Source organism: Roseibium sp. AWQ4_254 (assembly GCF_056161025.1).
This window is the reverse complement of record NZ_JBSWYH010000006.1, coordinates 55,491-76,207: the sequence shown is the minus strand read 5'-3', so window position 1 is coordinate 76,207 and position 20,717 is coordinate 55,491. Positions and strand designations below refer to the sequence as shown.

The 20,717-nt window shown below is 59.5% G+C and carries 20 protein-coding genes; 11 read left to right on the top strand and 9 right to left on the bottom strand.

Annotated features, from left to right (window positions below; all coding sequences use genetic code 11):
* Positions 1 to 46: 46 nt before the first annotated feature.
* Positions 47 to 1,312 (bottom strand): SulP family inorganic anion transporter, encoded by a 1,266-nt coding sequence (locus ACXAIC_RS06145; RefSeq protein WP_475174755.1) that lies wholly within the window; start codon positions 1,310 to 1,312, stop codon positions 47 to 49.
* A 199-nt stretch (positions 1,313 to 1,511) separates the two neighbouring features.
* On the opposite strand from ACXAIC_RS06145, the gene ACXAIC_RS06140 reads away from it, so the two are divergent.
* The 4 genes from ACXAIC_RS06140 (at position 1,512) to ACXAIC_RS06125 (ending at position 4,893) form a co-directional block, all read left to right on the top strand.
* A complete protein-coding gene (locus ACXAIC_RS06140) occupies positions 1,512 to 3,086 on the top strand; it encodes an ABC transporter substrate-binding protein (RefSeq protein WP_475174752.1) in 1,575 nt (524 codons plus the stop codon).
* A gap of 102 nt (positions 3,087 to 3,188) precedes the next feature.
* Entirely contained in the window at positions 3,189 to 3,617 is a 429-nt protein-coding gene (locus tag ACXAIC_RS06135) for a MerR family transcriptional regulator (RefSeq protein WP_475174750.1), read from the top strand.
* A gap of 2 nt (positions 3,618 to 3,619) precedes the next feature.
* A complete protein-coding gene (locus tag ACXAIC_RS06130; RefSeq protein ID WP_475174748.1) occupies positions 3,620 to 4,036 on the top strand; it encodes a carboxymuconolactone decarboxylase family protein in 417 nt (138 codons plus the stop codon).
* A gap of 233 nt (positions 4,037 to 4,269) precedes the next feature.
* Complete coding sequence (locus tag ACXAIC_RS06125) at positions 4,270 to 4,893, top strand: LysE family translocator (protein ID WP_475174745.1); 624 nt, start codon at positions 4,270 to 4,272, stop codon at positions 4,891 to 4,893.
* Positions 4,894 to 5,106: 213 nt separating this feature from the next.
* Here ACXAIC_RS06125 and ACXAIC_RS06120 read toward each other — a convergent pair whose 3' ends face one another.
* Both ACXAIC_RS06120 and ACXAIC_RS06115 read right to left on the bottom strand, forming a co-directional pair.
* Entirely contained in the window at positions 5,107 to 7,590 is a 2,484-nt protein-coding gene (locus ACXAIC_RS06120) for a methyl-accepting chemotaxis protein (protein ID WP_475174743.1), read from the bottom strand.
* Between the two features lie 225 nt (positions 7,591 to 7,815).
* Positions 7,816 to 8,109, bottom strand: coding sequence for an Rdx family protein (locus ACXAIC_RS06115; RefSeq protein WP_475174741.1), 294 nt, complete (start codon positions 8,107 to 8,109; stop codon positions 7,816 to 7,818).
* Between the two features lie 73 nt (positions 8,110 to 8,182).
* Between ACXAIC_RS06115 and ACXAIC_RS06110 the strand changes: the two genes are divergently transcribed.
* Positions 8,183 to 9,058, top strand: a complete 876-nt coding sequence (locus ACXAIC_RS06110) for a phosphotransferase (protein ID WP_475174739.1) — start codon at positions 8,183 to 8,185, stop codon at positions 9,056 to 9,058.
* Between the two features lie 272 nt (positions 9,059 to 9,330).
* Here the strand turns inward: ACXAIC_RS06110 and ACXAIC_RS06105 are convergent, their stop codons facing one another.
* The 4 genes from ACXAIC_RS06105 to ACXAIC_RS06090 all read right to left on the bottom strand — a co-directional run bounded on the left by ACXAIC_RS06105 (position 9,331) and on the right by ACXAIC_RS06090 (position 13,356).
* Positions 9,331 to 10,293 (bottom strand): heparan-alpha-glucosaminide N-acetyltransferase, encoded by a 963-nt coding sequence (locus ACXAIC_RS06105; protein WP_475174737.1) that lies wholly within the window; start codon positions 10,291 to 10,293, stop codon positions 9,331 to 9,333.
* 471 nt (positions 10,294 to 10,764) lie between these two features.
* The gene (locus ACXAIC_RS06100; RefSeq protein WP_475174735.1) at positions 10,765 to 10,890 is read right to left on the bottom strand and encodes a hypothetical protein; all 126 of its coding nucleotides are present in this window, start codon (positions 10,888 to 10,890) and stop codon (positions 10,765 to 10,767) included.
* A gap of 757 nt (positions 10,891 to 11,647) precedes the next feature.
* The gene (locus tag ACXAIC_RS06095) at positions 11,648 to 12,082 is read right to left on the bottom strand and encodes a DUF3775 domain-containing protein (protein WP_475174732.1); all 435 of its coding nucleotides are present in this window, start codon (positions 12,080 to 12,082) and stop codon (positions 11,648 to 11,650) included.
* Positions 12,083 to 12,618: 536 nt separating this feature from the next.
* Positions 12,619 to 13,356 carry a GntR family transcriptional regulator gene (locus tag ACXAIC_RS06090; RefSeq protein WP_475174731.1) on the bottom strand — a complete coding sequence of 246 codons (738 nt, stop codon included), beginning with the start codon at positions 13,354 to 13,356 and terminating at the stop codon, positions 12,619 to 12,621.
* A gap of 251 nt (positions 13,357 to 13,607) precedes the next feature.
* Between ACXAIC_RS06090 and ACXAIC_RS06085 the strand changes: the two genes are divergently transcribed.
* Genes ACXAIC_RS06085 through ACXAIC_RS06065 form a run of 5 tightly spaced genes read left to right on the top strand, consistent with a single transcriptional unit; the run spans position 13,608 to position 18,423 of the window.
* Positions 13,608 to 14,597, top strand: a complete 990-nt coding sequence (locus ACXAIC_RS06085; protein ID WP_475174728.1) for an ABC transporter ATP-binding protein — start codon at positions 13,608 to 13,610, stop codon at positions 14,595 to 14,597.
* A gap of 59 nt (positions 14,598 to 14,656) precedes the next feature.
* A complete protein-coding gene (locus ACXAIC_RS06080) occupies positions 14,657 to 15,949 on the top strand; it encodes an ABC transporter substrate-binding protein (RefSeq protein ID WP_475174727.1) in 1,293 nt (430 codons plus the stop codon).
* Positions 15,946 to 16,893: an ABC transporter permease gene (locus ACXAIC_RS06075; protein ID WP_475174726.1), complete on the top strand. Its 948-nt coding sequence runs from the start codon at positions 15,946 to 15,948 to the stop codon at positions 16,891 to 16,893. Before ACXAIC_RS06080 ends, ACXAIC_RS06075 begins: the two co-directional genes overlap by 4 nt.
* Positions 16,894 to 16,895: 2 nt before the next feature.
* Positions 16,896 to 17,735, top strand: coding sequence for an ABC transporter permease (locus tag ACXAIC_RS06070; protein WP_475174723.1), 840 nt, complete (start codon positions 16,896 to 16,898; stop codon positions 17,733 to 17,735).
* 1 nt (position 17,736) lies between these two features.
* Positions 17,737 to 18,423 carry an aspartate/glutamate racemase family protein gene (locus ACXAIC_RS06065; RefSeq protein ID WP_475174722.1) on the top strand — a complete coding sequence of 229 codons (687 nt, stop codon included), beginning with the start codon at positions 17,737 to 17,739 and terminating at the stop codon, positions 18,421 to 18,423.
* A 24-nt stretch (positions 18,424 to 18,447) separates the two neighbouring features.
* On the opposite strand, the gene ACXAIC_RS06060 is transcribed toward ACXAIC_RS06065, so the two are convergent.
* Positions 18,448 to 19,914 carry a helix-turn-helix domain-containing protein gene (locus ACXAIC_RS06060; RefSeq protein ID WP_475174720.1) on the bottom strand — a complete coding sequence of 489 codons (1,467 nt, stop codon included), beginning with the start codon at positions 19,912 to 19,914 and terminating at the stop codon, positions 18,448 to 18,450.
* A gap of 126 nt (positions 19,915 to 20,040) precedes the next feature.
* Between ACXAIC_RS06060 and ACXAIC_RS06055 the strand changes: the two genes are divergently transcribed.
* Positions 20,041 to 20,349 carry a helix-turn-helix domain-containing protein gene (locus tag ACXAIC_RS06055; protein ID WP_475174718.1) on the top strand — a complete coding sequence of 103 codons (309 nt, stop codon included), beginning with the start codon at positions 20,041 to 20,043 and terminating at the stop codon, positions 20,347 to 20,349.
* A gap of 119 nt (positions 20,350 to 20,468) precedes the next feature.
* Here ACXAIC_RS06055 and ACXAIC_RS06050 read toward each other — a convergent pair whose 3' ends face one another.
* Complete coding sequence (locus tag ACXAIC_RS06050) at positions 20,469 to 20,711, bottom strand: hypothetical protein (protein WP_475174715.1); 243 nt, start codon at positions 20,709 to 20,711, stop codon at positions 20,469 to 20,471.
* Positions 20,712 to 20,717 lie beyond the last annotated feature (6 nt).

Here is a 20,717-nt window from a genome sequence, read left to right as displayed (position 1 = left end):
CCCGGATTTCCCGCAGCGGCGGTAAGGGGTTGGCCTGAAAGAGAAATCACCTGTCCGGTGGGGTCCAGTCGCTTTCATTTGGCGTTTTGCGGCTCAACCGAAGGGCTAGTCCGAGGGCGACCCCGGCGCCGATTGCCACGGTCAGGTCCACGAGAACTGTCAGGCTGAGCGTCAGGACCAGCAGCAGCCGTTCGCTGGGCGGCTGTTGAGCATAGGTGGCCCATTTATGGGGCTCGCTCATGGTCCAGGCGGTGACCAGCAAAAGGGCAGACAGGGCGGGCATGGCGAGATAGCCCGCCAGGGGCGCGGCAACAAGGACCACCAAAAGCACCACCATTGCATGCACAATTCCGGCAACCGGGGTCTTGCCGCCAGCTTTTACGTTCGTCGCGGTGCGCGCAATTGCACCTGTGGCGGGCAGACCGGCGAACAGGGCCGAGCCGATATTGGCGGCCCCCTGGGCCGTCAGTTCCGCATTCGGCCGGTGATTGCCTGAAATCATCCGGTCAGCGACCATGGCTGAGAGCAGCGATTCCACCCCCGCGAGAAAGGCTATGATCAGGGCGGACGGAAACAACTCCACACATCGCTCCAGAGACCAGTCCGGCAGGGCGGGCCAGGGCAGGCTGCCCGGCAGGTCACCGAAGCGGGAGGCAATCGTGTCGACGGGCAGATGAAACGCGGCCGCAATAGCGGATGCAAGCCCGACCGCAACGATCAGTCCCGGAAAACGCGGGGCGGCCCGGCGCAGGATCACAATCCCCGCAACGGAGAACAGGGCCAGCGCTATGGCAAAAATGTTGAGGCTGGCACGGGCATCCCATAGCACCGGGATCTTTTCCAGAAAGGCGGCAGGAACAGCCGCAACATCCAAACCCAGAAAATCCTTGATCTGACTGGTGGCTATGATGAGGGCTATGCCAATGGTGAAGCCGTTGATCACCGCCTCCGGAATGTGAGCGATCAGGTTGCCCGCGCGAAAATAACCGGCCACCAGCAGCATGAGGCCGGCCATGAATGTGGCCAGCACCAGCCCGTCATAGCCGTGCCCGGCAATCACTCCGAAGACCACAACGATGAATGCCCCTGTGGGCCCGCCGATCTGCACCCGGCTGCCCCCCAGCGCGGAAATCAGGAACCCGGCCACAACGGCTGTGACCAGTCCTTTTTCTGGCGGTGCGCCAGAGGCAATGGCGATGGCAAGGCTCAGCGGCAGGGCGACCATGGCGACCGTCACCCCGGCGGTGAGGTCTGCAATGAACTGGCGTCTGGAATAGGTTTTAAGCGTGGTGAAAAGTTTCGGCTGGCGCATAACGGGAACCATAGCGCCTAGCGGGGTGCCGGGGGCAAGAGCTTTTTTCGGGTTTTGAGAAAACGCCGCAGATGAGGGACCCGCTTTCGGGATGCTCAAAGGATGCGTTCTGGGAACTGTCTCCGGAAGAGCGATTTGAACTGAAAAATTTAATGTGCAAAAACAACGCGGTGATCGACAATAGAAAAAGGATTGCCCGATGAGCCATTCTCAGGTTCCCCCTCTTCTTTCCGGACTTTCGCGCAGGGGCGTGTTGAAAGGGACGGCGGCTTTCGGGGCTGCGGCCCTTGCCGGATCCCTCGGCGCCGTGCCCGCGGCCGCGCAGCCAAAGAAGGGCGGCACCTTGCGTGTCGGCATTGCAGCGGGCAACACCAGCGAGAATTATGATCCGGGCACCTGGGACAATGTCTATGTGCAGGTGTTTGCCACCGCACGCCACGGGTATCTCGTGGAAGTTGCTGCTGACGGCTCGCTGATCGGCGAGGTGGCAGAAAGCTGGGAAGCCTCGCCGGATGCCAGGGTCTGGACCTTCAAGATCCGCAAGGGCGTTGAATATCACAGTGGTGGCACGGTCACCCCGGAGGACGTGGTTGCCTCGATCAACTATCACCGGGGCGAGGACAGTACGTCGGCCATCAAGCCGTTTGTGGCGCCGATTACCGATCTTAAAGCGGAAGGCGACAGCGTTGTCGTGACGCTGGAGGCGGGCAATGCGGATTTCCCGTTTGTGGTGACCGACTATCACATGCCCATCATGAAGGCCAAGGACGGCAAACTGGACCCGACCAGCAGCGATGGCTGCGGCCCCTACAAGGTGGTCTCCTATGAACCGGGCGTGATCGCTGAAATGACGCGCCATCCGAATTACTGGAAAGAGGGCCGGGCGCATTTCGATGGTGTTCATCTGCTCACGATCCTCGATCCGGCGGCCCGCCAATCGGCACTGTTGACCGGCAATGTGGATGTGATCGATCAGGTCGACCTGAAAACCGTGTCCCTTTTCCAGCGCGCGCCCAATGTCTCGATTCTGTCGACCACCGGCACCCAGCACTACACCTTTGCGATGGATACGCGCGCTGCGCCTTTCAATGACAACAATGTCCGTCTGGCCCTGAAATACGGCATCAACCGGCAGGAACTGGTCGACAAGATCCTGTTTGGCTATGGCGAGGTCGGCAACGACCATCCGATCGGCCGGTCGAACCGGTTCCATGCTGGGGATCTGGAGCAGACGACCTATGATCCGGACAAGGCGAAATACCATTTGAAACAGGCTGGCCTGGACAGTCTCGATGTCAGCCTTTCGGCTGCGGAAGCCGCTTTTGCGGGGTCTGTGGATGCGGCCGTTCTTTACGCCAACAGCGCGTCTGCGGCCGGGATCACCATCACGCCGGTGCGCGAGCCCAATGACGGCTACTGGTCCGATGTGTGGATGAAAAAGCCGTTTTGTGCCGTTTATTGGGGCGGCCGCCCGACCGAGGACTGGATGTTCACGGTAGGGTATTCGGCCGGGGCTCCCTGGAATGACAGCTACTGGGACAACAAACCGTTCAACGAGCTTCTTGTGGCGGCCCGCTCCGAATTGGACGAGGACAAGCGCCGCCAGATGTATGGTGACATGCAGAACCTCGTGCGTACGGAAGGCGGCGTGATCGTGCCGATGTTCGCCAGCTATGTGATGGCCCATTCCGAAAAGGTTCAGCATCCTGAACAGGTCGGGGCCAACTGGGCTTTGGACGGGCTGCGTGCGATCGAGCGCTGGTGGTTCGCCTGAACCACGCCGTCAGGCCTTTTTTGAAAGATCGTGCGTTCCGGGCTTGACCTGGAGCGCACTCCAACCTGTATCTGACTGAGATCGTTCTGTTCGGAGACAGGTATGCGAATTGGTGATCTTGCCCGAAAGTCCGGGCTTTCAACGGACACTCTCAGGTATTACGAGAAAATCGGCCTCTTGCCCAAAGCGCTGCGCGACTCGGGCGGGCGCCGTGTCTATGACGAGACGATCCTGCGCTGGATCGACTTTCTGGACCGGCTCAAGTCAACCGGCATGGGCATCAGAAATCGGCTGAAATATGCGGACCTGAGGACCATGGGAGCGGCGTCCATGAGGGAGCGCCGGCAGATGCTGGAGGCGCACCGGCACAAGGTGCGTCTGGACTTGGCCAAGCTCACCGAAACACTGGCTGTGCTGGACGAAAAAATCTATCTTTACAAAGAGATGGAGGCGGGAAAGCCCGTTGATCCTTCCTTTGAACAGTGTGCCCGGACCGGACACGGCGCGCGCCAGGTCCCGGAAAGGACATGACAATGACACTTGACACAGCAGCCGCGACCTCTGCTTCCCTGGTTCTGGAAAAAGGCCGGGAGGTGGCGCGTCAGCTGAATCCTGAGCTGGAAACGGTTCTGGCGGACAGATACGACCAGCTCGTTCCAGGCTTCACGGAAAGCCTGATCGAATGGGGTTATGGCCGGCACTATGCCCGCGGCATCGTCGATCTGAAGACCCGGCAGCTCTGCACTCTTGCGGCCTTGACGGCGCTGGGTGGCCAGACCGGGCCCCAGCTTGCGGTCAATATCGAGCATACTCTTGCGGCCGGGGCGCGCCGGGAGGAAATTGTCGAGGTCATCTGGCAAATGGCGGTCTATGGCGGCTTGCCAGCGGCCATCAACGGCCTGAATGTGGCCCAGGAGGTGTTTGACCGCACAGCGGCTGCGAGCGGCTAAGCCAAAGGGTCTGTTCAGACCCTCAGCAAATTCAGCCGCAACGGTGCCTTGGGGCGCGTCACGAGCGCGCTGCAAGGCAGCTGCCTACTGGCGTGGACCGACATTTGAGGCGGCATTGTATTGCGGTGCAAAAGGCTGTCTACTCAAACCAAGCTCAACCGGTAGAAACCGATCTGATGGGTTTTTCTCAGTTGAGACGGGTATCCGATTTCTTGCAAAATGAGGGATGGGCCATGCCGGACGCGTTAAACCTGGGACTGATCATGGCTGCTGCGCTTGTTGCTGTGGCGAGCCCCGGGCCTGCCACGCTTGCCATTGCAGGAACGTCCATGAGGCGCGGCCGCAAGGCAGGGCTTCTGCTGGCCTCGGGCATCCAGCTCGGATCCTTGAGCTGGTCGATTGCCGCCGCTCTCGGCCTCAGTGCTCTTATGCTGGCGCATGGCTGGGTTCTGGAAACGATCCGCTATGCAGGGGTCCTTTACCTGTTCTATCTCGCCTTCAAGGCCGCTCGGTCGGCGGTTTCTTCCCGCGACATCGAAGCCAAGGCCATTGCGGGGGAGGCCAGATCCCTGATCCTGCGCGGTGCAGCGCTGCACATTACCAACCCCAAGGCCATTTTGTTTTTCGGCGCCCTTTATTCGCTCGGTGTTCCGGCGGATGCCAGTCCCGCCATGCTGGCAACCGTTGTTACCGCCGTCGGCTGTCAGAGTGCAGCCATCTTTTTCGGCTATGCGCTGCTGTTTTCCTTCGCGCCGATGACCCGGCTCTATATTCGCTTGCGCCGTGCGTTTGAAGGCGCCTTTGCTGTCGGCTTCGCTGCAGCGGGCCTGAAAATCGCGACGGCCCGGCTTCAGTAAAGGCGCTCAGCCTCTGCCCGCAGCAGCCCATATCCTCGAAGGCCTGGTTGACTTTCTCTTGGGAGTGCCGAGCTGCCCTAGGTGTATAGGCTCGGTTTCTGCGGCATAGGCTCAGGAGAGTGGCCGCCGGAATGACGCTATGTATTAACGGCAGGTGAGGAGGCGGCGCGGAGCCGCCTGGTGCCAATGTTTGCTGTTTTAGAGCATCGTGCGCTAGGCGGCGGCCACGTCCTGCAGGAACTGTTCAATCCGGTGGGTGACGTCTGACAGCTGCCGTGTCGCCGAGCCGCTGATATCCTCCACATCCCGCGCAGAGCGGCTGGTTTCGCTGGACCCCTGAGACAGATCGCCAATTGTCTGCGTCACGCTGCTGGTCTGGGCGGCAGCGCGGCCGACACCCGTTGAGATTTCCTCCGTGGCTGAGGCCTGCTGTTCGACGGAAGCGGCCATGGCTGCAGCGGTGTCATTGACGTCTTCCATCATGCCCATGATGGAGCTGATGGCTTGGACGGCCGCACTGGTCGAGCCCTGAATCTCGGAGACCTGGCTGGAAATTTCATCGGTGGCCTTGGCGGTCTGACCGGCGAGGGACTTCACTTCAGAGGCCACCACGGCAAAGCCCTTGCCTGCTTCTCCGGCCCGGGCAGCCTCGATGGTGGCGTTGAGGGCCAGAAGATTGGTCTGTTCGGCAATGTCCTGGATCAGCTGAACCACATGGCCGATCCGTTCGGCCGCCGCCGTCAGGCCCTTGACCTGTTCGTTGGAGGTCCGGGTGGCGTCCGTCACGCTCTGAACTTGGCTCAAGGTGGCTTCCACCTGGCGGCCGACTTCCTGAACCGAGGTGCTCAGTTCTTCTGTTGCAGCAGCAATGGTCTGGACATTGTCGTTGGCCTGGCTGGCGGCGGAGCTGACATCTTCGCTCTTGCCGCTGGTGGTGCGGGCGATTTCCGACAGAATTTCCGCATTTTGGTCAAGCTGCTCCATGTTGCCGGATACGGTTGACAGGGCGGCCTCGATATCCTGGCGGAATTCGGAGACCAGAGCATCCACCCGCTGCTGGCGCTTCTGAACGTCCTGCTGGCGCGCCGAGGTCTCGGCCTCCAGGCGCATGCGTTCCTTTTCCCGCTCACAGAATGTGGCAACAGCCCGGGCCATGTGGCCGACATCGTCGCTCCGGTGGGTGGCAGCAATGGTCTGATCCGTGTCACCCTTTTCCAGCTTCTGCATGGCTGACGTCAAAGAGCGGATCGGACGGATGATGGCGCTGGACAGGAGCAGAACAAAGGCGATGCCGAGCACAAGCGCCAGCGCCAGAGAGATGATGATCTGGAGTTGGGCCGCCTTTGCGCCGTTTACCGCGGTACCACCGGACGAGGCACTGATCGTTTCTGCCTCCTTTGTCAAGCTTCCGGCTGCTTTGGAAAAGGCGTCCTGACGGGTCTGAAGCTCCTGGGTTGCCAAAGCCACGTTGGCAAAGCTTTCCTGCAATAGCGGCAGGCTGTCCTGCCCGGCACTGACCAGCGTTTTCAGCGGGCCATTCAGAAGGTCGTCCTGAAGCTTGTCCTGACTGTCCTTGAGGCTGGTGTTCATCAGCCTGGCCAGCGTTTCCAACTGGCTGCTGGCGCTGGACAGATAGGTGTCAAACGACTCGGCCGCAGTCTGCGAGCCGCTGTTCAGATAGTCGAGATAGGAACTTTTGAGGCCCAGGATGCTGGCGGCGATGCTCTGGGTCTGATCCGACATCAACCGGAGATCCGCGCTGGCGCGCTCAAACTGGCGCAGTTCCTGGGTCAGGTCCTTGATCGGCTGTTCAGTCGCTGCCACGATTGTGGACGCCAGGGCCGCCAGACCGTCAACGGCGGGCTTGAGGTTCTGTGTCCAGGCTTCATCGCTGACAGCGCCCTTCTTGAGCTGGGCCTTGATCTGCTTTTCAAAAGCCTTTGCCTGCTTGGTCAGCTTTTTGACATTGGCCTTGATGTCTTTGGTCTTTACAGCACGCCGGACGGCCTTGGCATCCTTTTCCAGCCCCTTGACATGATCGGTCAGAAGCTTTGCGGTCTGTTTGTTCGGCGTTTTGGCAAAGAGCGCGGCTTCCTGTTCCAGCACTTTGGCCGCAAGGCGCATGTTTGCCAGCCGGGGTGAGAGCTGGGACAACTTGGTGATTTTGCCCTCATTGGTGATGGCAATTGAAGACCGGTAGGTTGCCAGTGCCTTGTAGTCGGCAATTGCAGCGCCCGTGGTCCCCACGAGTGTCTCTGTCAGCGAGCCGAGCTGGTCGATGGCCTTGTCCCGGCTGTCCCGGTTCTGCTCCAAGGTCCGGAAACTGTCTTTCAGCTCAGCAACAATTGTCCCCAGATTGGCCGCCGCGCCAAGGCCGGTGGCTGCCAACCGGTCCACGTCGCCGGAGAGGTCCGCAATCTTGGACCGGACCTGAGCCGCGTCTTCGCCGGCCCCAGACCGGCCAAAGGACTGTGCGGTGGTCAAGAGTTCGGGAACCCGGCCAAGAAGCTCGTTGGCGGTCTTGGCGGTGGTTACGGAGTCCTGCACCTTAAGCGCGGCAATGAGGCCGCTCGTACCAACACCGATGGTACAAATCAGCAGGGCGCCAAAGCCAATCTGCAGTTGCTTCTTGATCGACCAGTCAAAAAAGAACCTCTGCGGTCCGGTGGTCGCAGAGAGGTTTGGAGAGGACTTCATTCAACGGCTCCGAATTCCTGAGGCGCGAAGGAGTCTTATCTTAAATCTTTAACAAGAGCCGAAGAAACCTCAAATATCTTTGCTTAAAGAGTTGAGTTTTTGTGCAAATTACCTAGGGGCCGCTGAAAAATTTTGCACTTCCGGGTTGCGGATAGGAGAAGCCCTGAGTGGAGAGTTCCTTTGCTCAGATCGTGGGAGGCAGCGCCTATCCGGCCCTCCAAGTTGTCAGTCTGAGGGCCGGTCGGCGTGTCCCAGATCCCGGTCGGGCCAGAGCCGGTCCCGCAACCTTTGCTTTAGGACCTTGGCCTCGGGAAAGCCACCATCCACCTTGCGCTCCCACAAGAGGTCCCCGTTGCAGGAGATTGTAAAGATTCCACCGGTTCCCGGCACAAGTGAAACGGCGCCCACCTCCTCTGAGAAGGTGCTCAGGATCTCCTGGGCCATCCAGGCGGAGCGCAGCAGCCAATTGCATTGGCGGCAATAGGTGATGGTGATATGGGGTTTCAGACTGTCGGACACGGGGTCTGACCTTTTTGTAAAGAATTGAAGCACGGCGCTTGTGCCATATTTCGATACCAAAATACCAGACGGTGTGTCTGCCGCTTTGCTTTCCGCGTTTGAGAGCTATCCAGAGCTTGCGCAGACATGCGGGTTTGTCGAAGCAGCAGTGCCCCAGGCCGGATTGAGCAACCGGGTCTACCGTTTGACGTCGGAAAGGGGCGCGTTCTTTTTGCGCTTGCCCCGGGCCGAAACGGCCGGAATGGTGGACCGGTTTGCTGAGGCGCAGAATATCTGTCAGGCCGTGGCTCTTGGGATTGCCTTGCCGCCGCTATTTTGCAGTCCGGAAGCGGGAATTTTGCTGACGCAGGCTATTGAGCCGCAGGAAGCTTCCGGTCTTGAACTGCCGGTTCGGCTGGGGGCGGTTCTGGCGTGTTTGCATGGCTCCGGTGTTCCGTTCCAGGGCAGGCTGGCGCCCGATGTCGTCATAGACCGGCAGATCGAGAGCCTTGCACCATTCTCCGATTTATCGGCAGATATCGCTCCGCTTGTCAGAGCGCTGCGGGAGGTCCGCCTGAAAGCGGAAGACAAAAGAGAAGAAGACGGTGGGCTGATCCTCGTGCCTAGTCACGGAGACCTTTCACCGGGGAACTGCCTTTCGAGCGGGAAGGCCCTGTGGCTGATCGACTGGGAGTACTCCGGAATGGCGGACCCGGCCTGGGACCTGGCCTATGCGGCTCTGGAGCATGGCTTTTCTGAAGCGGAGGAACAACGGTTTCTGGCCGGGTACCGGTCGGGCGGCGGGCAGGTCCCGGCACCACTCGGACTTACCCTGATGAAGGCCCTGGCGGATACGGTCTCCGCGCTCTGGGCCTATGAGCAACTCATGAAGGGCAGTGCCAAGACTGATTTCCGCACCTTTGCGCGGTTGCGGCGGGATCGGGCGCTGTCGCATCTGGACTCCTTTTAAAGCCCAGCTCATACCAACCTCAATAGATAGGAACCGATCTGACCGTGTTTGGGGACTGTTCGGCAAGGAGCCGGTTGCAGGGCGATATGGTTTATCGTTCAAAACCTGGGACGCAGCTGAACAGTCCTCAAACACGGCCTCGGTGGCCTGCTCCGGCCCGCCGGACTGCGTTGCGCCGCTTGAACGGCCAACCAGGCCGTCCTGCGCAACGCGCCTTGCCGGCCAATCCGGACAAGCGCCATCAGATGGGTTTCTATCTATTGAGGTTGATATCAGTCGACAATGGGCGGCCGCATGGCGGGGTCGGCCAGGCAGGCCTTGTACTGCTCGTTCATGCGGGATCTGAGGTTCTGATTGGCGGGGTCTGATGTCAGCAGGGTCCAGGTGCCGTCGGCTTCCAGAAAGGAGAGGGTGCAACTGCAGGCCTCTTCGCAGATATCCGGCGCTCCCAGCGTGTCCTGGCAGCTGGCCGAGCAGTTCTGCACAAAAGCATCTGCGGCCCGGTCATGGTGCGGGGCGAGCAGGGACAGGCTCCAGACAAGGCCATAAAGCAGCGGCTGATGCAGCAGATAGATCGGCAGGGAATGCCGGCCGAGAAAGCGGATGCTGCGGCCCGCCTTGCCCTCAAACGCGAGCGCTGAAATCTTGTCCCAGAGAGCCAAGCGCCTGCAGGCTTTGGAGGCGGCCAGCCCGGACAGGCAGACACCGGTCCAGGGGGCAAGGGGCACATAGTCGACACTGCCAAAGTCCGGAGTGCCCAGTCCGGTCCAGAGCCAGAGCTGGCCATTGAATATAAACGAGCTTGCCCAGAAAGGCAGGGTCAGAAAGAACACGGCACCTGCCAGCGCTGGCAGGAGCTGCCAGCGCAGAAAGGGCAAGGCGATGAGGCTGCTGGCGGCGATGCAATGCAGGATGCCGAAGCGGACATAGCTACTGCCGAATGTAAAGGAGGTGACTAGCGAGACGGCAGCGGCTGCCGTCGCAATCACTGCAAAACGGCGCCAGAAGGCGTGCCAGCGGAGAGACCGGTGATGAGCAAGATCAAGGCTGAACCCGGCTAGAAACAGGAAGCTGCCTGCAATCATGGCCGCAAAGGCGCGCCAGCCCGGCCCTTGCGCGACCGGCCAGTCGACAAAGGCGAACCAGTAAAGATCCCAGGACAGGTGATAGATCACCATGGCAACGACGGCGAGACCGCGGGCCAGATCCGGCACGGCCAAACGTGTTGTTGGCATATTCAGGTTTTCCTGATCTGTGGGCTCAAGCATGCCGCGTTCATATGGATTCAAACCGTTTTGTCTTTCGCGTTGAAACCTGTGATTTCAGGCAGCGAAAGGCAAACCCGATACGATGCGCCTTGCTCTCAGGGACGGATTTATAACACGCTGTCAGGTCGCAGACGAAATGGGTCTTTTCATGGCGTGAGAGTGCGGGAACCCTGGCAGGTTTCCGGTCCCGAACAGCGAAAAAAGGCTATCTTCTGGGCGGGGCGGCATGCACTCAAGGCCGCATGAAAGCAGGGGACATACCCAACTCAAGTGATAGAGACCCATCTGAACGGACCCTATCAGTTGCGATGGGTATTGGGGACGTAACCCGGGCGGCAGCAAAAAGGTGCCTGAATGGGCATTCCCCATTTCTCCGGGCCGGGGCTGCCCCGCGCTTGAGCGCTACAGGAACAGGCGCTTGAAATGCTGTGCCCGGTATCAGCTGCCAAAGGCCATGACCAAGCCCGTAATCAGAGCGGTCGCCCCGATCATAGCGCCCACATAGGGCCATGGAGACGGACGGTGTGCGGTAAACGCATCGCGGTTCGCTGGATCTTGCAGCATTGCCCTCAACTCCCTACCACCATGAAGTGGGGCGACAGTGAGACAAATTGTGGTCTTCGAAAAGATCAGAAATGGTCTCCGCTTTTGTTTTCCCAAGAAAAACATTCAGGTGTGGAGTATCCGACAAAACAACGTCTTGCCTGTTGACCTTTGCAACCTATTGGATGCGGAGCGTTATCTACTGCTCGGAGGGGGCAGCCCGAGGCCGCTTTCCTTCTCTGCGGGCCGCAGGCTTGTGTGCCAGGGCGGTTTGTTCCGGGGTGTGGGGTTTCCATCACGGATGGGGGCAGATATAGGGCGAGCCACGGAGGGGCCAGACGCCAGCCCTTTCTATCTATTGAGGTTGGTATGAGGCCCTATTCGACTGCGACATGAGAGCGTTCAGCAAGGTGCGTGTCGCAGGGCGATGTGGCGCATTGTCCAGGTCGCGCGACACCGCGGAACGCTCTCATGCCGTGGCTTTTCCAGGTCACGACCTGCACCAGGAAAGAGACTGGCCCGGAAAACCGATGTGTTTTGCGCACCGGGTGGTGACCACCTGAAATGCGCCATTGAGTGTGATGGGGGGGCATTTCTTTTCGAAGCGCCACAAAAAGGACTGCTCCTGACATGCGGAACGGATCTTGACTTCAACCTATGTGATGCCGGGGACCGTATTTTAACGCAGGTACCGGAAGACAAGACCTTTCTTCTGTCTCCAGTGCCGGTCTCTCACTGCAGTCCGGACGAACGCTTCTGCCAGCCCAAGGGCTGGACTCTAGAGATCCAGAGCGTCGAGCCCGGCTTCCAGATAGTCGGCAAGAAGGGGAATCCCAAGCAGGTAGGTGGCGGTCGAGCCGACAGCGCGTTCGCGGGCTTCGTTGGTGGCCTGGGCAAAATCTTCGGCCTCAAAATCGCCGCGGCCGATCCAGGCAACCGCCACCAGTTCGGCAGCTTCATCCACGTTGAGGTCTTCGATCAGCTCGCGCACTTCCTCATCGGACAGGTCGTCATTTTCTTCTTCGGCCAGGCCGTCGTGATTGTGGCCTTCCTCAAGCGTTTCGGCATCAAATTCAACCTCGCCCTCATGGCCATCCTCGAATGTGTCGCGCATCACAGATGCGGCCGCGCGTGTTTTCTGTACGAGCATGCGGATCGTATCCGCCGAAAGAGAAAGGTTCAGTTCCATGGCCGCCTCCGACATTCCTGCCATTTCTTTATCGGTCCTGATTTCTCTGTTGGCAATGGTCATCAAGCGATTTCCTTTTCATTCGCCATCTCGAAACTTTCCCCAAGGTTATCCACGGAAATTCTTATATTTAAACTCGGATCGAGTTAATTGACGGACAGGTGAACGTCGCCCTGGCAAAGTCTCTTGCAGGGGCATACCGCTCTTGCTTTACTTGTCCGACGAAATTTTTTCTGTCCTTGACCCGCATCAAACCCTATCGGGCCCCTAAGGTATTTACGTTTCACGGGGAAGCGTTTTGCGCTTTTTTTGGGGCGGGCAAAGACAGGAATGTCGGCTACCGGGGCGGACCGGGCACTTCAGACCCGGTGCTCACGCGACAGGCGTGGGCCCGGGTCCTCTTTTCCACTCAAGCTGCGTGATTGGACGTGCCGTTAAGCCCGCGGGGGGCTGCGCTCCGCGCCCTTTTGGCTTCGCCCCTGGGGCCACACACTTTGGGCCATAAATCTTGGCCGTGGCCCCTTACCGGAGCCCGGCGCTTTGGGTGCTGGCACAGGATGTCAGCCGGCTTTCAGCGCATCGGCGAGCGAGGAGTTGGGCTGTTTTGCTTCGCGCAGGTCCAGGCCGGAATGCAGGTCGATGATGTGGCTTTTCTGGATCTCTTCCGCCGCAGCGCCGTCCTTGTCGGCAAAGGCTTTCAGCAGGGCATGGTGGGCGTGGCTCTCGCACGTTGTGTCGGCCCGGCGCCAGTAAAGAGCGATGATCAGCGACGAGCGGGAGATGAGAGAGCGCACCATATGTGACAGAACCTGCTGGTCCGCGATCTCGGTAATGGCAATATGAAACGCGCCGGAAAGGGCAAGCGCCTTGCCCTTGTCGCCGGAGGCCAGTGCGGCATGTTCCGCATCCATATGCTGTTTCAGCTTTTTCAGATCCGGCGCCTTGACCGCCTCGGCGGCAAGCCGGGCAATCCGTGGCTCGATCAGGGCGCGGGCCTCGAACACTTCCTGGGCTTCGCGAATGCTGGGGCGGGAAACAAAGGCGCCCCTGTTACGGGCAATCGTCACCAGGCCGGAATGGGCGAGCGCCTGCAGCGCTGCGCGCACGACGGTCCGGCTGGCCCCGTAAATCTCACCGACTTCGTCCTCCGACAGTTTCATGCCCGGGGCAAGCCGGTGTTCCAGAATGGCCGTATGCAGTTTCAGGCAAATATCGAGTGTGCGGCCCGGCGGGAGCTGAAAGGTCTCGTCCGTCGCAGCGGCTCCAAAGCCGGAAGGATCTGTCAGTGATCTGACCATTTGAATATCATTGGGTGGAACAGGATCAGGTGAAAGGTATTCTAGAAATTTATACAGGTCACTGTGTTCGATCGCAAATCAGATCGTATACAATTTTTGGTCAGGCTGTATGTAAATTGACTATTTTTTGCGCACGAAATTGGGGTCACTGGTGGCGCTAAAGGTTCGAAATCGCAAGAAACGGCGTTTTTTTTAGATTGGCACGCGACGTGCAAACACGCTCGGGATACTGCGGTTCCAAGAGTGTGTTCATGGCCAAGACTGAAAATCTCGAACTTGTTGCAACAACCAAGCGCTATGGCGGCACCATTGCCGTTGATGCGATCAATCACCGGTTCAAGGCGGCGACTTATTCCTGCCTGCTTGGACCGTCCGGCTGCGGCAAGTCCTCGACCCTGCGCATGATTGCAGGTCATGAACATGTCAGCGACGGAGATATTCTGCTGGGAGCGCAGAACATCACGGATTTGCCGCCAGCCAAGCGCGGTACGGCGATGATGTTCCAGAATTATGCCCTGTTTCCCCATTTGAGTGTGGCCGATAATGTGGCGTTTTCCTTGAAAATGCGCGGCGTGGACAAGGCCACCCGGCGCTCGCGGGCGCTGGAGCGCCTGGAGCTGGTCGACATGGTGGATTATGCGGGGCGGCTGCCGTCCCAGCTGTCCGGCGGCCAGCAGCAGAGGGTGGCTTTGGCGCGGGCCTTGATCACCGAACCCTCCGTCCTGCTGCTGGATGAGCCCCTGTCGGCGCTTGATCCATTTTTGCGCATCCGGATGCGGCTGGAGTTGAAGCGCTTGCAGCGGGGTCTCGGCATTTCCTTCATTCATGTTACCCATTCCCAGGATGAGGCCCTGGCGCTGGCAGATGATATCATCGTCATGAATGGTGGCCATATCGAGCAGGCCGGACCGCCCAAGGACGTTTTCAATACGCCGGAAACGGAATTCGTCGCACGCTTCATCGGGGGGCACAATGTGCTCCAGGTGGACGGGGGGGCTGTCGCCGTCCGTGCCGACCGTCTGAGTGTCGAAACGTCGAGAGGCGCAAGTGGCAGTTATGAGGCCAGTGTCCGCGATGTGGAATATCTCGGCTCTTCGGTGAATGTGGCCGTCAGCTCACCCGCTCTGGGAGATCTGACCGCAGCCCTGCCGGACCAGATCTTTTTCAACGATCCGATCGAAATTGGCGCGACCGTCTTCCTCTCCTGGAAGCCGGAAGATGCGCACAATCTGGCGGCTTGAGCGCTGCCGTACTGCCCGGGACAAGGGCACAACCTTCAAAGGGACGAGGAGTAACAGTCATGACAGATATGAAAAACGGGAAGGGCGTCAGCCGCCGCAGCATCCTGAAGGGCGGTGCGGCGGCTGCCGGCGCCGCGCTTGGCTCCGGAGCCATGACAGGATTTCCGACCATCTGGGCGCAGAATATCAAGGACGTCACGCTGCGCCAGTTCGGAACCGGGGTGTCGAACCTGAATGAAGTCGCCACGAAGGTGAAGGAAGATCTCGGCTTCACACTGGAAATGACCGCGCTCGACAGTGACAGCGTCACCCAGCGGGCGGCCACCCAGCCGAAAAGCTTCGACATTGCCGACATTGAATACTGGATCTGCAAAAAGGTCTGGGGTGCGGGCAACCTGCAGCCGATGGATACGTCCAAGATCAAGAATTACGACAAGATCGTCGGCATTTTCAAAAACGGCAAGCTGACGCCTGAGTCCACCATCGCCCAGGGCACGGCCCCGCACACGGTCGGCTTCGTCGATGGGCCGGACGGCAAAACCTTTGCCACGGAAGAAACCGGCTGGATGACCCTGATCCCGACCATCTACAACGCCGATACGCTTGGCATCCGGCCGGACCTGATCGGCCGTCCGATTGAAAGCTGGACGGAACTTTTGAACCCGGAATTCAAAGGCAAGGCGTCCATTCTCGACATTTCCTCCATCGGTATCATGGATGCGGCTATGGTCTGTGAGGCCATGGGTGAAATCAAATATGGCGACAAGGGCAACATGACCCGCGAAGAGATCGACAAGACCATGGCGATCTTCACCGAAGCCAAGAAGAATGGCCAGTTCCGCGCGTTCTGGAAGTCGTTTGACGAAAGCGTCAACCTGATGGCGTCCGGCGAAGTGGTTATCCAGTCCATGTGGTCCCCGGCGATCACCGCTGTGCGTTCCAAGGGTATCCCCTGTGTCTATCAGCCCCTGAAGGAAGGCTACCGGTCCTGGGGCGGCGGTTTGGGCCTGTCCAAGAACCTGTCCGGCCTGGAGCTGGAGGCGGCCTACGAATATATCAACTGGTATCTCGACGGCTGGGTCGGCGGCTTCCTGATGCGTCAGGGCTACTATTCCGCCGTGCCGGAAACCTCCAAGAACTACATGTCCGACAATGAATGGGGCTTTTGGTTCGAGGGCAAGGCGGCGACCGAGGACATCGTCAACCCGTTTGGAGATGTCATGGAAAAAGCCGGTGCCGTGCGCGATGGCGGCTCCTTCTACGACCGCATGGGTGCTGTGGCCTGCTGGAACGCGGTCATGGACGAAAACCGATACATGGTCCGCAAATGGAACGAGTTCATCGCAGCATGACAAAAGCGCATGTCGAAACCTGCCCGGCGGACAGCCGGGCAGGGGCCCCCTCGTCCGGTCCGGCCAAACCGGCCCGCCGCCGCCTTGATCCGGCACAACGGGCGGAGCGTGTGAGCTGGCTGCTGGTCACACCGCTGGTCGGCATTCTGGGGCTGTTTCTGCTGCTGCCAATCGCGATCATCGTTGTGGTCAGCTTCTGGAACTACAACGAGTGGTCGTTTTTTCCCGACTTCATCTTCGAGAACTATGTCTTCCACCTGACATCCCCGGTCACCTGGAAAACCTATCTGAAGACCATGAAATTCATGGCTTTGACCTGGGTGTTCTGCACCGCCATCGGCTTCACGGTGGCCTATTTCCTGGCCTTTCATGTGCGCACCCTGCCCATGCAGATCGCGCTGTTCTTGCTGTGCACGATACCGTTCTGGACCTCCAACATCATCCGGATGATTTCCTGGATCCCGTTTCTGGGGCGCAACGGCATTGCCAATTCCACCTTGCTTGAACTCGGAGTGATCGACGCGCCGCTGGAGTGGCTGCTCTATTCCGACTTTGCCGTGGTTCTGGCCTTTGTGCATCTTTATGCGCTGTTCATGGTCGTGCCGATCTTCAACACCATGATGCGCATCGACAAATCCCTGATCGAAGCTGCGCGGGATGCGGGCGCAAGCGGATTTCAGATCCTTGTGAATGTGGTCCTGCCGCTGGCAAAACCGGGCATCATGATCGGCTCGATTTTTGTGGTCACGCTGGTTATGGGCGATTTCATCACCGTCCGGCACATGTCGGGCGGCCAGAGCGCATCGGTAGGGCGGATCATTTCCAACGAGATTTCTCTGCTGCAATACCCGGCTGCAGCGGCGTCTTCCGTCGTGCTCCTGTGCACCGTGCTGCTGATGATCGGCATCATGATGCGCTTTGTCGACATTCGGAAGGAGCTGTGAGAATGGAAAAACGAAGCCGCTCCTTTTATGTGCTCGCTGCCTTTTTTGCCCTGTTCCTGCTGTTTCTCTATGGGCCCGTGGTCACCATCGGCATTCTGTCCTTCCAGGGGCCGAATGGCGGGCTGACCTTCCCCATGAACGGGGTGTCGCTGCACTGGTTCTATGACCTGTTTCAGGAGCAGGCGGTTGGCGACATCTGGGGGTCGTTCCGGCGCTCCCTTGCACTGGGGCTTATGGTTATGCTGGTCACTGTTGTGGTCTCGGTGATGGGCGGCATGGCGTTCCGCAACCGGTTCCGCGGATCCAGCCTGCTGTTTTACATTATCGTGGCCAGTCTGATCATTCCCTCCATTCTGGTCTCGCTCGGGGTGGGTCTGATCTTCAACATTTTGGACTGGGAAGTGCACTGGGCGACCTCCGGCTTCGGAGCGCAGCTGACCTGGACGCTGCCCTTTGGCTTGCTGATCATGTTTGCCGTCTTCAACCGGTTTAACAAATCCTATGAGGAAGCCGCGCGCGACCTTGGGGCCAGCTCCTGGCAGACCGTGCGGCATGTGGTGCTGCCGATCATCGCGCCCATGCTGATCGGGGTCGCCCTGTTCGGCTTCACGCTGTCCTATGATGAATTTGCCAGAACGCTTCTGACCAGCGGGTCCTACAACACGCTGCCGCTTGAGATCTACGGCATGACCACCAATGTCACGTCGCCTGTTCTCTATGCGCTCGGCACGCTGACCACCGTGTTTTCGCTTCTGATCATCGGGTCGTTCCTGACCGGCTTTGCGCTGTTGCGCCGGCGGCAGGCACGCCAGGGATCGGATGCGGGCAAAGGGCTGGTCTGAGATGGTTGGGGCGCCTGGCAGCCGGCACATCCTGATCATCAACCCGAACACAACGGTTTCCATGACCGGCAAGATCGGGGAGGCCGCCCGAGCGGCGGCGGGGCCAGGCACGCGGATTACGGCCATCAATCCGCCGTCGGGACCCGCCGCCATTCAGGGTCCGGAAGATGGGGCTGCGGCATTGCCCGGACTGTTTGCGCTGGTGGGGGAAGCGCTCGCCTCCGGCCAGCGCTATGATGCACTGGTGATTGCCTGTTTCGATGACACCGGGCTCTGGGATCTCAAGGCGTCGCTGTCCATTCCGGTTCTGGGGATCGGGGAGGCGGCCTATCACCTGGCCGCGCTGCAGGCGGAGCGGTTTTCCGTTGTGACGACCCTCTCGGTCTCCTTGCCTGTTCTGACGCACAATCTGCAGGTCCAGGGCCTTGCCCCGCGCTGCGCAAGCGTGCGGGCCTCCGACATTCCGGTCCTGGAACTGGAAGAGGCCAGCGAGGCAACCTTAGGTAAATTGCGCGGTGAAATCGCCGCAGCCGTTGAAAAGGATGGCGCCGGGGCGATTGCCCTTGGCTGTGCGGGCATGGCTGGTCTGGCCGGCGCGCTGTCCCGGGAATTTCGGGTGCCGGTTGTCGATGGGGTTTCGGCGGCGGTCCGTCTGGCAGAGGTGATGCTTCCGGCAGACGTGCGCTAGAGTCTCCGTTTGGGTCAAGGACGTTCAGCCGTCCATTTTCCCGAGTGTTTTTTGCTCGGCTTCCTTCACCCGGTAAGGAAGGATACCGCGCTGAGCGGGATCGATGAAGGGCTCCTTGCCGATCGCGGGAAAGGCGCGTTGGTCGCAGTCATCTCTGGGGCAGATCCGGCAGTTGACGCCGATGGGCTCGGGCGAGGCCGTTTCGGTCACCGCCAGCCCGTCCGCATAGACAATCGCATCGGCATATTTCACCTCGCAGCCGAGCCCGAGGGCATAGCGGCGCTCGCCCGTATGGTAATCGGCCTGGTGTTTGGTGATGCTGGTGGCAATCGAGAGATATTCGACGCCGTCGGGCATCTGGGCGACTTGGGCTGTGAATTTTCCTGAATTCTGCTCAAAGGCCTGATGCACGTTCCAGCGCGGGCAGGAGCCGCCGAACCGCGCGAATTGAAAGCGTGTGGCGCTGTGTCGTTTGACGACATTTCCGGCCCGGTCAATCTTGACGAAATAGAACGGCAGTCCCTTTGCACCGGGGCGCTGCAGGGTCGATAGCCGGTGGCAGACGGTCTCGATGCTGGCATCCATGTGGTTGGCGAGAAACTGGATGTCGTGCCGGCATTTTGTGGCTGTGCGCAGGAAGTCGTCATAGGGCAGCAGCAGGGCGCCGGAAAAATAGTTGCGCAAGGCGAGTGTGGCGATGCTGCGCGCGGACCCGCTCCGGAAATTGGCGCGTTTGACTTCTTCGCCGATCAGGTCCCTCACGCACAATTCGGCGATGACGGAGCCGAGCAGGAAGTTCTTGGTGGATTGAGGAATGGCCCGGAAGATCGAGATGGTCCGCGTATAATCCTGGTGCCGGATCAAGGTGTCCGGATCGTCGAGGGTCTGGTCTACGGTGATGTCAAACCGTTTGCGCAGCCAGGCGGTCAGCCGGTCAAACTTGCTCTGGCAAGTGTGCAGGCTGATCTCATAGGAGAGCTTCTCGGCGGCCCGGTCAAGGCTGTCGATATAGTTGTCCGTATAGTGGAAATAGTCACGGACCTCGTCATAGGCGGACTTCTGGACGCCTGTGCCCTGGTCCTCGGCGCCACTCATCTGAACCAGGTCATCTTCCAGCACGTCCCGGTCGTGATAGCCGCGTAAGGCGCCATAAAGATCCATGATCGCCCGCGTGACGGAAGGGGCGCGGGTGACCAGCTCCTGGATTTCCTGCCGGCTGACATCTGCATTGTGAAACTGCGTGTCGGCGAACACCTCTTCCAGATCCTGCACCAGCCGGTCGAGATCGTTCTTCTCAAAGGCGGCCAGATCAATGCCGAAGGTCCGGTTGAGCGTGATCAGCACCGAGGCGGTGACAGGACGGTTGTTGTTTTCGATCTGGTTCACATAGGCGGTGGACAGGCCGATTTTCTTGGCGAAGTCGGTCTGGGACAGGCCGAGATCGGTTCGGATCTGGCGCAAGGTGTGGCCGGAATAGAGCTTCCTGTTCATGGCGGTCCATTGGTCAATTGCTAAAATTTAGCAATATTCAGTACGCTTTTTAACATTTTACAACATGATGCGATTGAGGGAAAGTCGGTCCATAAAAATTGGAAACGCTACAAGTTGGACCCCGAGATGACTGTTCATGTTGCCCTCGACACCAAGGCTGGTTCCCTTGCGCATGCCGCTTCTGCCACCAGCGGTCAGCGGCCGCTAAGTGTCTGTGACCGTCTCACTCAGCGGCAGCTGGAAATCCTGCTGCTTTTGTGTGAGGGCAAGGTGAACAAGCAGATTGCCTATGACCTTGGTGTCTCAACGGCCACCGTAAAGGTTCATATCCGCAATGCGATTACACGTCTCGGCGCGAAAAACCGCATGAATGCCGTTGCCATTGTCGCTGCCAACAGCGCCCTTTTCAGGACCTCGGTCCACCTGGCCGCCTGAAGGGAAACCGCACGTCTGGCCCCAGCGGTCTGGAACAACAATAAAAAACAAAACCCCGGTGTCTCTCTGCCGGGGTTTTGTGTCTTGGAGTGCGCTGCAGTCCTGCGGATGTGTGTGCTTCAAAAGACGCCATTTGGCGTGGCCGAATGCCCGGTGTCATAGGTCAGACGGTTCTGGAACGGGTTGTGCCGGCTGATTTCCTTGCCTGTGTCGGAATTGGCGAGCGCGGCGGCGGCGACGAGCCCGCTGGCCAATACAATGCCCAGGAAGATGGCCTGCAAGAGGGGTTTGGCGTCCCGCATTATGGTGCTGCGGTCGTTGTCCTTGCGGTGGGGCGTGGATTTCAGGTCTGCCATTGTCATTCGTCA

Coding starts and splice junctions, on each gene's coding strand:
- ACXAIC_RS06105 (WP_475174737.1), bottom strand. CDS start 10,293: ATGCCAACAACACGTTTGGCCGTGCCGGATCTGGCCCGCGGTCTCGCC.
- ACXAIC_RS06060 (WP_475174720.1), bottom strand. CDS start 19,914: ATGAACAGGAAGCTCTATTCCGGCCACACCTTGCGCCAGATCCGAACC.
- ACXAIC_RS06055 (WP_475174718.1), top strand. CDS start 20,041: ATGACTGTTCATGTTGCCCTCGACACCAAGGCTGGTTCCCTTGCGCAT.
- ACXAIC_RS06100 (WP_475174735.1), bottom strand. CDS start 10,890: ATGCTGCAAGATCCAGCGAACCGCGATGCGTTTACCGCACACCGTCCG.
- ACXAIC_RS06140 (WP_475174752.1), top strand. CDS start 1,512: ATGAGCCATTCTCAGGTTCCCCCTCTTCTTTCCGGACTTTCGCGCAGG.
- ACXAIC_RS06095 (WP_475174732.1), bottom strand. CDS start 12,082: ATGGCAGGAATGTCGGAGGCGGCCATGGAACTGAACCTTTCTCTTTCG.
- ACXAIC_RS06130 (WP_475174748.1), top strand. CDS start 3,620: ATGACACTTGACACAGCAGCCGCGACCTCTGCTTCCCTGGTTCTGGAA.
- ACXAIC_RS06070 (WP_475174723.1), top strand. CDS start 16,896: ATGGAAAAACGAAGCCGCTCCTTTTATGTGCTCGCTGCCTTTTTTGCC.
- ACXAIC_RS06065 (WP_475174722.1), top strand. CDS start 17,737: ATGGTTGGGGCGCCTGGCAGCCGGCACATCCTGATCATCAACCCGAAC.
- ACXAIC_RS06145 (WP_475174755.1), bottom strand. CDS start 1,312: ATGCGCCAGCCGAAACTTTTCACCACGCTTAAAACCTATTCCAGACGC.
- ACXAIC_RS06090 (WP_475174731.1), bottom strand. CDS start 13,356: ATGGTCAGATCACTGACAGATCCTTCCGGCTTTGGAGCCGCTGCGACG.
- ACXAIC_RS06075 (WP_475174726.1), top strand. CDS start 15,946: ATGACAAAAGCGCATGTCGAAACCTGCCCGGCGGACAGCCGGGCAGGG.
- ACXAIC_RS06120 (WP_475174743.1), bottom strand. CDS start 7,590: ATGAAGTCCTCTCCAAACCTCTCTGCGACCACCGGACCGCAGAGGTTC.
- ACXAIC_RS06135 (WP_475174750.1), top strand. CDS start 3,189: ATGCGAATTGGTGATCTTGCCCGAAAGTCCGGGCTTTCAACGGACACT.
- ACXAIC_RS06050 (WP_475174715.1), bottom strand. CDS start 20,711: ATGACAATGGCAGACCTGAAATCCACGCCCCACCGCAAGGACAACGAC.
- ACXAIC_RS06080 (WP_475174727.1), top strand. CDS start 14,657: ATGACAGATATGAAAAACGGGAAGGGCGTCAGCCGCCGCAGCATCCTG.
- ACXAIC_RS06125 (WP_475174745.1), top strand. CDS start 4,270: ATGCCGGACGCGTTAAACCTGGGACTGATCATGGCTGCTGCGCTTGTT.
- ACXAIC_RS06085 (WP_475174728.1), top strand. CDS start 13,608: ATGGCCAAGACTGAAAATCTCGAACTTGTTGCAACAACCAAGCGCTAT.